Source organism: Parvibaculum sp., from assembly GCF_049651025.1.
Taxonomy (GTDB): domain Bacteria; phylum Pseudomonadota; class Alphaproteobacteria; order Parvibaculales; family Parvibaculaceae; genus Parvibaculum.
In genome coordinates this window covers 1-13,667 of sequence record NZ_JBASBH010000093.1, presented here as the reverse complement: position 1 = coordinate 13,667, position 13,667 = coordinate 1, and the positions used below count along the sequence as shown (strand labels likewise).

Here is a 13,667-nt window from a genome sequence, read left to right as displayed (position 1 = left end):
GTGGAGCGCCATCATGCCCGCTAACGCCACCGTCAAGATCGGCAACCTCGAAATCGCGAACGACAAGCCGTTCACGCTGATTGCGGGGCCTTGCCAGCTCGAAACGCGCCAGCACGCATTCGACATGGCAGGCGGCATCAAGGAAATCACCGATCGCCTCGGCATCGGCCTCATCTACAAGACCTCCTTCGACAAGGCGAACCGCACCAGCCGCAATGCGAAGCGCGGCCTCGGCCTCGAGCTTGCGATGCCGATCTTCGAAGATCTGCGCAAGGAATTCGGCGTGCCGATCCTCACCGACGTGCATGAGCGCGAGCAATGCGCTGAAGTCGCAGGCTCCGTCGACGTGCTGCAAATTCCGGCCTTCCTCTGCCGCCAGACCGATCTGCTCGAAGCCGCCGCGCAGACGGGCCTCGTCGTCAACGTCAAGAAGGGCCAGTTCCTCGCGCCCTGGGACATGAAGAACGTCGTCGCCAAGGTTGTCGATGCAGGCAACCCCAACGTGCTCGCCACCGAGCGCGGCGTCAGCTTCGGTTACAACACGCTCGTCAACGACATGCGTGCGATCCCGATCATGAAAGAACAATGCGGTTGCCCGGTCGTCATCGACGCAACCCATTCGGTGCAGCAGCCGGGCGGGCAGGGCAATGCATCCGGCGGCGACCGCCGCATGGTGCCCTATATCGCGCGCGCCGCCGTCGCCATCGGCGTTGCCGCCGTCTTCATTGAAACGCATGAAGACCCCGACAATGCGCCTTCCGACGGCCCGAACATGGTGAAGCTCTCGGACCTCGAAGCGCTGCTCGCAAACCTCCAGAAATTCGATCGCCTCGCCAAGGCGGCCTGAGCCGCCTTGGCGCGGAGTTTTATTGCCCTCTGATCTGCGTCGACAGGCTCGCTTGCATATCGGCGGGGCCGAATTGGGAGCCGCCATGGCCTTCGCGCCCAAGCGCGAATTGCGGCGGCACAATCTCCGGCCCTTCGCCGGGCGCGGTCGGCGGCGTGTAGTAGCCGAGCGCATAGCCGCCCAGCGCGTAGCCGATGAGTTCCTGCAATTCCTCAGGAAGCTCGCGCGCAATTTCGGGCGGGCAGGAGAGATACTGGTTTTCCTCCTGCCGCAGCCAGCCGAGCGTATAGGTGATATTCGTGCCGACGCGATCTCCATTGGAGGTGTTTTCGCCGCCTCCATGAAACACGCCGCCTGAATATATCAGCACCGAACCAGCCTTCATTTCCGCATATGTGATCTGGTCGTCCGTTGGCTGATAATCGTCCGGCCAGTCGAGGCTGCCGGGGCAGACCTGCGTCGCGCCGTTTTCCTTCGTGAAGTCCGTCATCGCCCAGATCGTGTTGAACTGCGGCTCGACATCTTTCAGATATGTGCCCCACGCCCAGCGGTCGCGATGAATGCTCTGCTTGGGCTGTCCGGGGCAGATGCGAATGACCTGCGTCAGATGAAGCTGTATGCGTTCGCAAAACGGCTTAAGGAAAAGCTCCGCCGCGCTCACGATGGCGGGGTGCATGACCATTTTCTGGCAACCCTTCGAGCGGGCAACCAGTGCGCCGGTGCGTGTTGTCTTGTGGCCCGTGAACTGGTCGCGGCCGTAATCCGTGGCCTCGACATAAGGCATGATTTCGGAAACGACCTGTTCGACCTCTGCGCTGCTCAGCACATCCGTCAAGATCAGCGCGCCGTCGCGCTTCAGAATTTTGAGAATTTCGTCTGTCGATGCGCTTGCAGGCAGATTTTCAAGTTTCGGCAACGGTTCCTCCTCCAGGAAATATCAACGCGGTGTCAGCAGCGGGCGCAACATGAATTCGAGTTGCCGCCTTTGTCGTTCGGCTGGCCATTCCTCAATTTCCAGCGTGGCGCGCAGGCCAATTCCATCGACCGCAGCGATGATTGCATCGGCGGTAACAAGCGGATCGATAGCCCCGTTCAGGGCTTTATCCGTTTGCAGACGATCTATGCGCGCAGCAAGGCCGTCGCGAAACTCTTGGTAATAAGCCTTGTGGATTTTTGCGAGGGCAGGATCGGCGAGGGCGCGGCCTACAAAACAAAGCCAGACGCGCCAGTCGCGAAGGCCGTCTTCATCTATCGGCAGAATCTGGAACGACAGGTCGATCAGGTCCGTCGTGTCGCTTTCTCGAAGACCCTTGAGAATGCGTTGCGCCAGATGGTCGAGCGCCGCCAGCAGCACCGCGTCCTTGCCTTCAAAATAATGTGTGATCGAGCCGGTGGTCGCGTTCGCCGCGCGCGCCACGTCGACAAGCCGCGTGCTGTCGATTCCCTGTCTGCTGATCACCTCAATGGTGGCTTCGGCAATTTCATCGCGGCGGGTAGCGTGATTTATTATTTTTGGCATAATGGTGATTATATAAAAACCACTTCAGCCCGCAACTGCCTTTTTATGCGTCTTGAAAAATAGGTTGCTCAGCCCCGGCCGCGATAGGGCGCGACGCCCTGATCGGGCACCCAGACGCCGCTTGGCAACTTGCCGGTCTGCCAGAAGACGTCGATGGGGATGCCGCCGCGCGGATACCAGTAGCCGCCGATCCGCAGCCATTTCGGCGCCAGCGTCTTCACGAGCCGCTTGCCGATGGCCACCGTGCAGTCTTCATGGAAGGCGCCGTGATTGCGGAAACTCTGGAGATAGAGCTTCAGCGACTTCGACTCGACGAGCCATTTCCCCGGCACATAGTCGATGACGATATGCGCGAAATCCGGTTGTCCGGTCACCGGGCATGTCGACGTGAATTCCGGCACCGTAAACCGAGCAATATAATTTGTGTCCGCATGGGGATTGGGGACGCGCTCAAGAACAGCATCCTCGGGCGAAGCGGGGATAGTCGCATCGCGTCCAAGTTGCGTCAGATTTTTTGTCCCCGCCTTGCGCGCCATCACTTATTCCCCGGTCCGTCATAAACGCATCCCTCGCGGCAGGATGCCCGATGGATCTCGATCCGCGCCAGTTCAGGCAGCGGCCCCTTCAATTCTTTCCATAACCATATCGCAATATGCTCCAGCGTCGGATTCTCGAGCCCTTCGATCTCATTGAGCATGTGGTGATCGAGCTTGTCTCGAAAACGCTCAATCTCTCGCTCGAAATCCTCAAAATGTCTCACCAATCCTGTGTCCGGCGAGACCTCGCCATCGAGCCAGACCGTGACCCTGAACGAGTGCCCATGAACCCGCCGATTGGGGTGCCCCTCAGGTGCGCCCGGCAGGTAGTGAGCCGCATCGAACATGAATTCCTTGTAGATACGCATCAGGGGATACCGATCAGCTTGTGGGTTTGCAACGACAGCCGCCATTTAGGATGCGCCAGACAATAAGCCGTCGCAGCCCTGGTATTCTCTGCGACATGTGGTCCGTCCATCGGCTGCAAATAATGGTGCCGGAACGCCAGTTTTTCGAAACGGTCGGGCAGGGCGTTCGTCTGTGGGAAGACGAGTTTCAACTCGTCGCCCGCCTGAATTTTTAGCGGCGCTTCCGCCTTCGGGCTGACGCAAATCCAGTCGAGCCCCTCCGGCGGTTCCACCGTGCCATTCGTCTCGACCGCAATTTCAAAACCGCGTGCATGCAACGCTTCGATGAGCGCCGTGTCGACTTGCAAAAGCGGCTCGCCGCCGGTGCAAACGACGAAACGGTTTTCCTGCGCGCCCGACTGCCATGTGCGTTCGATTGCTGATGCCAGAGCCTCCGCATCCGCAAATTTTCCGCCACCCTCGCCATCAGTGCCGACGAAGTCCGTATCGCAGAAAGTGCATACAGCGCTTGCGCGATCCTGCTCACGGCCGGTCCAGAGATTGCAACCAGCAAAGCGACAAAACACCGAAGGGCGGCCCGCATTCGCGCCTTCGCCCTGCAACGTGTAGAAAATTTCCTTCACCGAATACATGGTCTCAAACCTTTGCCGCGCGCCAGGCTGCGTAGCCCTTCGCGCGGAGTTCACAAGCCGGGCAGGTGCCGCAGCCATAGCCCCAATCGTGCCGATGCGTCCGGTCGCCGCGATAGCAGCTATGCGTGTCTTCGACGATGATGTCGACAAACCGCGCGCCGCCAAGCTCTTCCGCCATCGCCCAGGTCGCTGCCTTGTCGATATACATGAGCGGCGTTTCGAACGCGAAATTCCGCGCCATACCAAGGCTGACCGATTGCGCGAGCGTCTGGATCGTATCGTTGCGGCAATCGGGATAGCCCGAATAATCCGTCTCGCACATTCCGCCGACAAGCGTGCTCGCGCCGCGACGATAACCGAGCGCCGCCGCATAAACGAAGAAGAGCAGGTTGCGGCCCGGCACGAACGTATTGGGCAGTCCGCTCTCGTCCATCTCGATTGCGACATCGCGCGTCAACGCCGTCTCGCTGATCACCGAAAGTTCGCGCAGCGAGAGCATGTGATCAGGACCGAGCTTTGCCTTCCACTCTGGAAATGCATCCGCCATCTGGTCGCGAACTTTGGCGCGACATTCGAGTTCGACGACATGGCTCTGCCCATAGTCGAAACCCACGGTTTCAACATTGGCGTAGCGCGTCAGCGCCCAGGCGAGACAGACGGTGGAGTCCTGTCCGCCGGAAAAAAGCACGAGTGCCTTGTCTTCAGGCATTTTGGTCTGCTCCGGTTTCGGCCTTTGAACAGGAGCGGTGCCCTTGCGTCAAGCGTAGTGAAGTTAAAAAGAAAACCGCCCCGGAGAGGGGGGCCCTCCGAGGCGGTTCTGCCGAATTCCCTTACCCGGGAGGGAGTGGGTTCGGCGTAGTCTCGTTAAAACGCGTAAGCGACGCTCGCCATCATGAAGTCGCGATCGGATATGGGGTTGTACCAACCCGCGCCGAAGCTCGACGTCCAGCTCAGCGATGCCTTGATGCGCGACTGATAGTCCGCACGGACACCGACTGAGACTTCCTTGAGGCCCTTCAGATAGTTCGCCGTGATCGGTCCCGGCGAATAGCCGAGCACGTCATGACGCCATGCAACATAGGGGCTCAGCGTGACAGGCGTATCGAAGGCGTTGTTGTAGGTTGTCGAAAGCACCGCGCGATAACCCGACGAGAAGCTCGTCGCATATTGCGGGTCCGTTGCGCCACCGGTCAACAGTGCTGCGGCGAACGGATTTACGATACCGCCTTCAGGGCCCGAACGATTGAGCGGATACTTGCCTGCGTCGGGCACATAGACGAAGCCCGCATTGAAGACGAACGCACCGCTATCGGCGCCGAGATTGCGCGGAACGAAATCTGTCGTCGAGAACGACGTGATCGTTCCGATCTGGCCCTGATACGCATCGAGCTTGACGTGGCTAAGCGTGGACGCATTCAGACCGACGCCCGCCAGATAGTTGCTGAAGCGCGTCGAAGCTCCGCCCGAAAGATAGGGCGCGCCACCAAGACCGTCGATCTGCGAAGCGTTGAGTTCGGAGTCGTTGATGCCGAAGGGCATGTCCGGCGAGAAAGTCGTCTCACCCGACACTGCAGTGCCTTCAATCGTGGTGCTGAAGCTTGCGCCCAGCGTGTTCACTGTCGGGAAATCATAGAAGTAGCTGCCCTGATTGGCTGCCAAAGCAAAGGCAGCCTTCACGCCTGCTGCACTGGTGCAATCCACGGCACCACCCGCGCCGAGCGCGACTGCGGCACATGCCTGTGCCGTGTCCATGCCACCATTGGTGAAACCCAGGAAGGGCAGGCGGCTTGAAAAGCGTACAAAATACAGCCCGAAGTCGGTGCCAGTACCGATATTGTCGGCGTAATAGTGAGCAGCAACGCCGAACTGATTGAAATCGCTCTGGCCGCGATCTTTCGTACGAGCAAGCGCGATGGGAACGGGCGCACCGCCAAGCAGTGAGGCAAGGTCGCCGGGGGCAATTGCCAGATCGGGATTGTCGAAACCGGGCTCGACACCGGAGAGCGCGGGCAGCGAACCCTTGCCGACGATATCGTCCGTCGAGAAGAAGGAACCCGACGGATCGAGTTCAGTATTTTCATAGCTGAACTGCCAGAAAGCTTCGATCGTCAGCGCATCTGTCGCCGCGAACGATGCATAGATCATCGGCATCGGCGTCATGGCGTCTTTGAGCTCCGAGCCGGGTGTGCGCAGTGCGCTCACATCAAGCGCCTGGAACTGATTGACGCCGCCCTGAATGAACAGGCTCTCGCCCCAGTTCAGCGCCTGCTTGCCAACGCGGATCGTTGTTGCATGGCCGCCGATGTCGTAATTCGCATAGACGAAGGCGTCGAGCACATCGACGGTGTAGTCGAGCTGGTTACGGCCATCGTGATTGAGATTGCGGAACCGCATATCGTTGTTCGCGTACACGAGATTGTAGAACGCCGTCGGGCGCAGGAAGGCGCCGTAGTTTTCCCACTTCGCCTGAACGTCCATGGTCACGCGCGCGATCGCATCCGTGAAATCCCACTGGTCGAAGTTGAGATTGCCGTTATCCGAATTGACGCCGGTGCTGCGCCCGCTGCCGGACTTGCAGCCGCCATTGACCAGCGAGATCTTGGCGCAATCCCGCTTGCTGGTGCGCATGCCGATACCGGCTGAAACGGTCGTGTCGATCGAAACGTCGACATCGCCAAATTTATATGCGTCTGCTTGGGCAGCGCCGCCTGCGATCAGTGCGGAGGTCAAAACCCCTGCGAATAGACCTGCTTTGGAGCGCGCCTTACCCTGTTCACTCGTGACAGAGGCGATTCTCGCCGATACTCTCATTTTGACTGCTTCTCCCGCTTGGATTCGTCGCGGTCACAGCCGCTTCGATGTTGGAGGCAAGCGGACGGGGCCCCCCAGGGAGAACCGCCCGCTTTTTACTGAGCAATGCCGACCCTTGGCGTGGAAATTGAGAGGAATGCCTGGGTTGATCTGTTATGAATAATTACGTTAGGTAAAAAAAACCTACGAATAAAGATGATATAGACAAAACATCCAGCCCAAAGCAAGGGCTACAATCTGCTACTCGGGGGAGGAGGCGGGTTTGAATACGAAAGAACTGCTACTTAGCGTGCTCATGACGGGCCCTGCGACGGGCTACGACATCAAGAAAATCCTGGAGCAAGAGGTGTCGAAGATCGTTGATGTGACGATCAGCAACATCTATCCGGCCCTGAATGAACTGGCTGAAGAAGGGCTGGTGACATTCGAACGGGTCGAGCAGGAAAACAGACCGAACAAGAAAATCTACGCAATTACCGATGCGGGCAGGGCGGTCTGTATCGAGGCGTTGATGACGTGCGATGCGCGGCAGCGACTGCGTTCAGAATTCATGTTCATGCTCAGCTTTGCGCCCTATTTGCCAAGATCTCGCGTCAAGGAACTGTTGGACCAGCGATTGGCAGATACGGTTGCAACGCATGCATCGCTGGATGCCCTGGAAAAGGAGGGCTCGCCGATTACCGGCACCATTCTGCCGGGACAGCATTTCTGCATCGGATTGGGCCGGGCGCTTGTGGAGGCAGAGCGCGACTATATTCTGCAAAATCGCGAAGAGTTGCTGCAGCAGGCTCCGGACGACCTTGATTTTGCACGCCTGCCCAAAGTCGAACGATTGGGGAAGGTTGTGTAGTCAGCAAGCCCCTTTCACTTGCAGCTTGTCTCCGCTAGAAACGCGCAGCCTTAAAACCGAGCGGAGTTTGAGAAACCATGCCTGCGATCATCGACATTATCGGCCGCGAAATTCTGGACAGTCGTGGTAACCCGACGGTCGAGGTGGACGTGTTTCTTGAGGATGGCGCCTTTGGCCGTGCCGCTGTTCCCTCGGGTGCGTCCACCGGAGCGCACGAAGCCGTCGAGTTGCGCGATGGCGGCGCTCGCTACAAGGGCAAGGGCGTTCTAAATGCCGTTGCCGCCGTCAATGGCGAGATTTTCGACGCGATAGGCGGCATGGACGCCGCCGAGCAAATCGAGATCGACCGAGCAATGTGTGCGCTTGACGGTACGCCGAACAAGGCGCGCATCGGTGCCAACTCCATTCTCGGCGTTTCGCTCGCTGTCGCCAAGGCGCAGGCACAGTCTCAGGGCCAACCGCTTTTTCGCTACGTCGGTGGCCCGTCGGCGCGCATGCTTCCCGTTCCGATGATGAATATCGTCAATGGCGGTCAGCACGCGGATAACCCGATCGATATTCAGGAATTCATGATCATGCCCGTCGCCGCGGCAAACTTCGCCGATGCCGTGCGCATGGGTGCGGAAGTTTTCCATACGCTGAAGGGCGAATTGAAGACCGCAGATCATAACACCAATGTCGGCGACGAGGGGGGCTTCGCGCCCAATCTCGCTTCGACCGAAGATGCGATTGGCTTCGTGATGAAAGCCATCGAGAAAGCTGGCTACCGGCCCGGCGAAGACATCTACCTCGCGCTCGATGCCGCTTCTACCGAGTTCTACAAGAACGGCGTCTATGATCTCGAAGGCGAAGGCAAGAAGCTCGACGCAGGCGGCATGGTCGACTACTGGGCAAATCTCGTTGCCCGTTATCCCATCATCTCGATTGAAGACGGTATGGCGGAAGATGACTGGGAAGGCTGGAAGGCGCTGACCGAAGCCATTGGCAACAAGGTCCAGCTTGTGGGTGACGATCTCTTCGTCACGAATAAGACCCGTTTGGCCGACGGCATTGAAAAGGGCGTCGCGAATTCCATTCTCGTCAAAGTGAACCAGATCGGCTCGCTGACGGAGACGCTTGAAGCCGTCGAAATGGCCCACAAAGCCGCCTATACCGCAGTCATGTCTCATCGTTCAGGTGAAACAGAAGATGCGACCATCGCAGATCTCGCCGTTGCAACGAACTGCGGTCAGATCAAGACGGGCTCGCTCGCTCGCTCCGATCGGTTGGCGAAATATAACCAGCTGATCCGCATCGAAGAGTTGCTCGGCTCGTCTGCGGAATATGCAGGGCGTAGTGTTCTCAAGCGTTAGTTTCGGTGAAGAGGGCCGGATCAGCGCTTTGTGATGGAGTTCAACAGCAGGTCTGAGAGGTCGGCGGCCTGTTCAACCAGGCTCTCACCATAAAATTGGGCCACCAATACCGGGCTGTGGAACTTCATCAGTGCGGACCGCATCACGAAAGCGGTTTTTTCCACATCGTCGATCTGGAACTCGCCGCTTCTTACGCCGTCCGCAAGGATGGATGAGAATATGGCGGCGAGTTTCTTTTCGTGTTCGGCCATGCAAGGCCAATGTTCCGTCGCGGCTGCAACGAAGGTTTCATGGACTTCGTCTTCAGTTGTCTGGCGATCACGAATGAGTTCATGGACCTCGATGATGTAGTCGCGCACGCGTTGAGATGCGCTTGTCGGCCGTATCGCGATAGCGCGCGCAAGATCTTCAGTGACTGAAAGCCATATTTCCGAAACGGCTTCGACAAGCGCCGCCTTGGCGGGGAAGAATCGGTAAACATTGGCCGATGACATTCCACAGTGTTTTGCGACATCAGCAATCGTCGTTTTGACGTGACCGTGACGATGAATTTGCGCAGTAGCTGCTGCGAGAATCCTCCCCCGAGTGTCTTCGATGGCGCCCATTTTCCGTCATCTGCCTGATCACGATTGAATATTGACCATAGTTATCACGCAGCCCCTACGTCACCAAGTGTGAACGCGTAGTAACGGGCCGTGCTGCACTCTCGGCGAAGCATGACGCCGCGTCATAATGTCGATTGACAAAAATGAATTATTATCAGTGAATGTAGTTTAAAGCTAAAATCACTATAAATAAGTGGGTTAGAGCTAAAACGTAGAGTTCCCGTAGGGGAGCCTGGGAAAAGGGAGGTTTCGGTAGATGAAGATTTTCAACTTGGCCATCGCGCTTGCTGTTTGCGCACCGATGGCTGCGCATGCGGCGGTGCCGGATGCACAGATCAACCGTCTGGGGTCTGATCTGACGCCGATCGGCGCCGAGAAGGCAGGCGAGGGCGACATCCCGGCCTGGACCGGTGGTCTTCAGACCGTGCCGAGCAATGTCAGCTACAAGCCCGGCGATCACCTTCAGGATCCGTTCGCAAGCGACCCGATCAAATTTACGATCAACGCTGGTAACGCTGCTCAGTACGACGCCGTGCTGACGGACGGCTACAAGGCCATGATGAAGGCCTATCCCGATTACAAGATGAACGTCTATCAGACGCGCCGGTCCTGCGCCTATCCGGACCGCGTTTATGAAGCGACGAAGAACAACGCCAAAGTCGGCGAACTCAATGGCGGCGGCTCGGGTGTTGCCGGTGCTGTCATGGGCTTCCCGTTCCCGATTCCGAATAACGCCTTCGAAATCATGTGGAACCACACGCTGCGCTATCGCTCCTTCAAGGTGGTGCGTCAGTTCGCGGCCGCGCCCGTTACGCGCAGCGGCGACTACACGCTGACCATCGTGCAGGACGAAGCCATCCTGAACTGGTCCGACCCGTCGAAGAAGTCGGCTGAAGACCTGAACAACATTTCGCTCTACTACATCGCGAACACGATCGCGCCCGCCCGTGAAGCTGGCAACGTGATCCTGGTTCTCGAAGCGCTCAACGCGACGCTGAATGGCGGCCGTCAGGCGTGGCAGTACAGCCCCGGCACGCGTCGTGTGCGTCGCGCGCCGAATATCTCCTACGACAATCCGGGCACGAACTCGGACGGTCTGTCCACCTCCGACGCCTTCGACGGCTTCAACGGTGCGCTTGATCGTTACGACTGGGCCGTCATCGACAAGAAGCCGATGATCGTTGCCGCCAACAGCTACAAGGCTGAGGGTGCGAAGTACAAAGACCTGATCAAGCCGCTTCACCTCAATCAGGATCTGGTTCGCTACGAACTGCACCGGACGTGGAACTTCGAAGCGAAGTTGAAGGCGAGCACGCGTCACGTTTACGCCCGCCGCGTCTATCACAACGACGAAGACGCATGGCAGGTTTCTGCGGTCGAACTCTATGACGGTCGTGGCCAGCTCTGGCGCGTCCAGGAGTCGCAGACGCTGCAGCGTTACAACGTGCCGCTCTGCAACTCGGCCGCTGAGACGGTTTACGATCTCCAGGCGGGTCGTTACCTCGCTCTCGGTATGCAGAACGAAGAGCCGCCGGTGAACTACTTCGCCGACGAGCTTGACCCGAGCCGCTATACGCCGAACTCGATCCGTCAGCTTGGCGTTCGCTAAAAGTATCTACGGTAAGTTCCCTCCACAGTGATCTTACCGCAAACTGGGCTGCGCAATCGTCAGGTTGCGCAGCCCTTTTTTGTCCTTCCCGCCGGTATGTTCGTCTATGTTCGCGAGACTTGTTGACGAGAGGAATCCACCTGTGATTCCTTGTTGTTTATGAAGGATTTGGGGTTGATTCGTACAAGAGAGCCGCTGCGCTTGCGTCATGCGCTGATACCGCTCGTTTGCCTCGTCGTTCTTTCGTATTTTGCCTATCATGCGGTCTATGGCCGCCATGGCTTTATCGCTTGGCTGAGCCTGCAGAACCGCGTCGACACGCTGCAACAACAATTGGCCGAGGTGCAAGCGACGCACCGTCAGCTCGACCAGCAGGTGTCGCTGTTGCGCCCTGAGAGCCTTGACCCCGATCTGCTCGATGAGCGGGCTCGCGCAACACTGGGTTTTGCCAATCCCAACGACATCGTGATTTTTCGCGAGCGCCCCGCTGGCCAGATCGTTCGCTAAACCTTTGGCGCTGCGATGCAATTAACCGAATATAAGTTAATTTACATTTTTCTCTTTGAAATCAAATATTTACGGCCACACTCTATGGTGTGATCTGCCTATTGGCATATTTGCGTGCCAAGGCACCCGACATGAGCCGTTCGATCGGCCCAATCCGGAATGAAGCATGGCCAAGACACCTCCGCCTCCCAAAGCTGTTGTGAAGAAGAAGTCGACCAAGACGGATAGCCCTCCCGCTCTCTCTCGCGAGGAAGACCTCAAGGCCTATCGTGAGATGCTGCTGATCCGCCGTTTTGAGGAAAAAGCTGGCCAGATGTATGGCATGGGTCTCATCGGCGGCTTTTGTCATCTCTACATCGGCCAGGAGGCCGTTATCGTGGGCCTCATGGGTGCCACGAAACAGGGCGACCAGATCGTCACTGGCTATCGCGACCATGGCCATATGCTCGCTTGCGGCATGGACCCTAAAGGCGTCATGGCGGAACTCACCGGACGCGAGGGCGGCTATTCAAAGGGCAAGGGCGGCTCGATGCATATGTTCAGCGTCGAGAAAGCGTTCTATGGCGGCCACGGGATCGTTGGCGCGCAGGTGCCCATCGGAACCGGCCTTGCCTTTGCCAACAAGTATCGCGGCAACGACAATGTGAGCCTCACCTTCTTCGGCGACGGGGCGGCAAACCAGGGCCAGGTTTATGAAAGCTTCAACATGGCTGAGCTCTGGACACTGCCGGTCGTTTACGTGATCGAAAACAACCAATACGCCATGGGCACTTCCGTCGCCCGTGCTTCCGCCCAGACGAACCTCTCCAAGCGTGGTGTGAGCTTCAACATTCCCGGCGAGCAGGTCGATGGCATGGACGTGCGTGCTGTCCGCGCCGCCGGCGAGAAGGCCATTTCGTCATGCCGCGCAGGCAAAGGGCCTTACATCCTCGAAATGATGACCTACCGCTATCGTGGCCACTCGATGTCCGATCCAGCGAAGTACCGCGCGAAAGAGGAAGTCAACAAAATGCGCCAGGAGCACGACCCGATTGAGCAGGTGCGCCTACGACTTCTTGATACTGGCACAAGCGAAGAGGCGCTGAAGGAGATTGACAAGGAAATAAGAGGCATCGTCGCGGAGGCTGCCGAATTTGCGCAAGCAAGCCCACAGCCCGATCCATCTGAACTCTGGACCGATGTCGTCGCTCCATTTGCGGCGAGGACCTAAGCCATGGCGACAAACATTCTGATGCCCGCGCTCTCACCAACTATGGAAGAGGGCACGCTCACCAAATGGCTGGTGAAGGAGGGCGATGAAGTGCGCTCCGGCGACGTCATCGCCGAGATCGAAACCGACAAGGCAACGATGGAAGTCGAAGCGGTTGATGAGGGGAAGATTGTGAAACTCGTCGTGCCTGCAGGCACGGAGGGTGTGAAGGTGAACGAGGTCATCGCCGTGATTGCGGGCGAGGGCGAAAGCGACGAAGTGTCTGCGCCTTTGCGTAAAGCGCCCGCCGCATCCGATGCCCGACAAGAGCAAGAGAAAGAGGCCGAAGCGCCTCGGATAGAAGTCGCTACCGACCCTGAAATTCCACAAGGCACAGAGTTTGTATCGCAGACAGTTCGCGAAGCGCTTCGTGACGCGATGGCGGAGGAAATGCGCCTCGACGAAAATGTTTTCGTCATGGGTGAGGAAGTCGCGGAATATCAGGGCGCCTACAAGGTCACTCAAGGACTGCTTGAAGAATTCGGCGCAAAGCGGGTGGTTGATACGCCGATAACGGAACACGGATTTACCGGCCTCGGTGTCGGTGCTGCATTTGCCGGTTTGCGCCCGATCGTTGAATTCATGACCTTCAACTTCGCTATGCAGGCGATTGACCAGATCATCAATTCGGCTGCAAAAACGCGCTATATGTCGGGCGGGCAGATGGCTTCGCCTATTGTTTTCCGCGGGCCAAACGGGCCGGCTTCGCGCGTTGGCGCACAGCACAGTCAGGATTATTCGTCCTGGTACGCGCATATTCCCGGACTTATCGTTATCTCGCC

General features: G+C 58.1%; 15 protein-coding genes. 7 read left to right on the top strand and 8 right to left on the bottom strand.

The genetic code is table 11. From position 1 onward, the window contains the following. Window positions 1–10: 10 nt before the first annotated feature. The gene (kdsA, locus tag WA943_RS12185; RefSeq protein WP_424470169.1) at window positions 11–847 is read left to right on the top strand and encodes a 3-deoxy-8-phosphooctulonate synthase; all 837 of its coding nucleotides are present in this window, start codon (window positions 11–13) and stop codon (window positions 845–847) included. 19 nt (window positions 848–866) lie between these two features. On the opposite strand, the gene WA943_RS12180 is transcribed toward kdsA, so the two are convergent. The 7 genes from WA943_RS12180 to WA943_RS12150 form a co-directional block, all read right to left on the bottom strand. Then, complete coding sequence (locus tag WA943_RS12180; protein ID WP_424470151.1) at window positions 867–1,763, bottom strand: phytanoyl-CoA dioxygenase family protein; 897 nt, start codon at window positions 1,761–1,763, stop codon at window positions 867–869. Window positions 1,764–1,784: 21 nt separating this feature from the next. Then, window positions 1,785–2,366, bottom strand: coding sequence for a TetR/AcrR family transcriptional regulator (locus WA943_RS12175; RefSeq protein WP_424470150.1), 582 nt, complete (start codon window positions 2,364–2,366; stop codon window positions 1,785–1,787). Between the two features lie 68 nt (window positions 2,367–2,434). Then, on the bottom strand, window positions 2,435–2,902 hold the full coding sequence (queF, locus tag WA943_RS12170; protein WP_424470149.1) for a preQ(1) synthase: 468 nt from the start codon (window positions 2,900–2,902) through the stop codon (window positions 2,435–2,437). Beyond that, a complete protein-coding gene (locus WA943_RS12165; protein WP_424470148.1) occupies window positions 2,902–3,315 on the bottom strand; it encodes a 6-pyruvoyl trahydropterin synthase family protein in 414 nt (137 codons plus the stop codon). The genes queF and WA943_RS12165 overlap by 1 nt, the downstream gene beginning before the upstream one ends. Continuing rightward, a complete protein-coding gene (gene queE / locus WA943_RS12160) occupies window positions 3,270–3,902 on the bottom strand; it encodes a 7-carboxy-7-deazaguanine synthase (RefSeq protein ID WP_424470147.1) in 633 nt (210 codons plus the stop codon). Before queE ends, WA943_RS12165 begins: the two co-directional genes overlap by 46 nt. A gap of 4 nt (window positions 3,903–3,906) precedes the next feature. After that, the gene (gene queC / locus WA943_RS12155) at window positions 3,907–4,611 is read right to left on the bottom strand and encodes a 7-cyano-7-deazaguanine synthase QueC (protein WP_424470146.1); all 705 of its coding nucleotides are present in this window, start codon (window positions 4,609–4,611) and stop codon (window positions 3,907–3,909) included. A 155-nt stretch (window positions 4,612–4,766) separates the two neighbouring features. After that, complete coding sequence (locus tag WA943_RS12150) at window positions 4,767–6,632, bottom strand: DUF1302 domain-containing protein (protein WP_424470145.1); 1,866 nt, start codon at window positions 6,630–6,632, stop codon at window positions 4,767–4,769. A gap of 343 nt (window positions 6,633–6,975) precedes the next feature. Between WA943_RS12150 and WA943_RS12145 the strand changes: the two genes are divergently transcribed. Both WA943_RS12145 and eno read left to right on the top strand, forming a co-directional pair. Then, entirely contained in the window at window positions 6,976–7,563 is a 588-nt protein-coding gene (locus tag WA943_RS12145) for a PadR family transcriptional regulator (RefSeq protein WP_424470144.1), read from the top strand. A 77-nt stretch (window positions 7,564–7,640) separates the two neighbouring features. Continuing rightward, window positions 7,641–8,915 carry a phosphopyruvate hydratase gene (gene eno, locus WA943_RS12140; RefSeq protein ID WP_424470143.1) on the top strand — a complete coding sequence of 425 codons (1,275 nt, stop codon included), beginning with the start codon at window positions 7,641–7,643 and terminating at the stop codon, window positions 8,913–8,915. A 20-nt stretch (window positions 8,916–8,935) separates the two neighbouring features. Here the strand turns inward: eno and WA943_RS12135 are convergent, their stop codons facing one another. Further along, window positions 8,936–9,520, bottom strand: a complete 585-nt coding sequence (locus WA943_RS12135) for a TetR/AcrR family transcriptional regulator (RefSeq protein WP_424470142.1) — start codon at window positions 9,518–9,520, stop codon at window positions 8,936–8,938. Window positions 9,521–9,776: 256 nt separating this feature from the next. Between WA943_RS12135 and WA943_RS12130 the strand changes: the two genes are divergently transcribed. The 4 genes from WA943_RS12130 to WA943_RS12115 form a co-directional block, all read left to right on the top strand. Then, window positions 9,777–11,129 (top strand): DUF1329 domain-containing protein, encoded by a 1,353-nt coding sequence (locus WA943_RS12130; protein ID WP_424470141.1) that lies wholly within the window; start codon window positions 9,777–9,779, stop codon window positions 11,127–11,129. A 159-nt stretch (window positions 11,130–11,288) separates the two neighbouring features. Beyond that, window positions 11,289–11,636: an FtsB family cell division protein gene (locus tag WA943_RS12125; protein WP_424470168.1), complete on the top strand. Its 348-nt coding sequence runs from the start codon at window positions 11,289–11,291 to the stop codon at window positions 11,634–11,636. Between the two features lie 166 nt (window positions 11,637–11,802). Next, entirely contained in the window at window positions 11,803–12,846 is a 1,044-nt protein-coding gene (gene pdhA, locus WA943_RS12120) for a pyruvate dehydrogenase (acetyl-transferring) E1 component subunit alpha (RefSeq protein ID WP_424470140.1), read from the top strand. Window positions 12,847–12,849: 3 nt separating this feature from the next. After that, on the top strand, window positions 12,850–13,667 hold an 818-nt coding region (locus WA943_RS12115), incomplete at its 3' end, for a pyruvate dehydrogenase complex E1 component subunit beta (RefSeq protein ID WP_424470139.1).

Bases quoted from the DNA above. Each gene is read 5' to 3' on its own strand.
- WA943_RS12175 (WP_424470150.1), bottom strand. From the start codon at position 2,366: ATGCCAAAAATAATAAATCACGCTACCCGCCGCGATGAAATTGCCGAA.
- queF (WP_424470149.1), bottom strand. From the start codon at position 2,902: ATGGCGCGCAAGGCGGGGACAAAAAATCTGACGCAACTTGGACGCGAT.
- WA943_RS12165 (WP_424470148.1), bottom strand. From the start codon at position 3,315: ATGGCGGCTGTCGTTGCAAACCCACAAGCTGATCGGTATCCCCTGATG.
- queE (WP_424470147.1), bottom strand. From the start codon at position 3,902: ATGTATTCGGTGAAGGAAATTTTCTACACGTTGCAGGGCGAAGGCGCG.
- queC (WP_424470146.1), bottom strand. From the start codon at position 4,611: ATGCCTGAAGACAAGGCACTCGTGCTTTTTTCCGGCGGACAGGACTCC.
- eno (WP_424470143.1), top strand. From the start codon at position 7,641: ATGCCTGCGATCATCGACATTATCGGCCGCGAAATTCTGGACAGTCGT.
- WA943_RS12135 (WP_424470142.1), bottom strand. From the start codon at position 9,520: ATGGGCGCCATCGAAGACACTCGGGGGAGGATTCTCGCAGCAGCTACT.
- WA943_RS12130 (WP_424470141.1), top strand. From the start codon at position 9,777: ATGAAGATTTTCAACTTGGCCATCGCGCTTGCTGTTTGCGCACCGATG.
- WA943_RS12125 (WP_424470168.1), top strand. From the start codon at position 11,289: ATGAAGGATTTGGGGTTGATTCGTACAAGAGAGCCGCTGCGCTTGCGT.
- pdhA (WP_424470140.1), top strand. From the start codon at position 11,803: ATGGCCAAGACACCTCCGCCTCCCAAAGCTGTTGTGAAGAAGAAGTCG.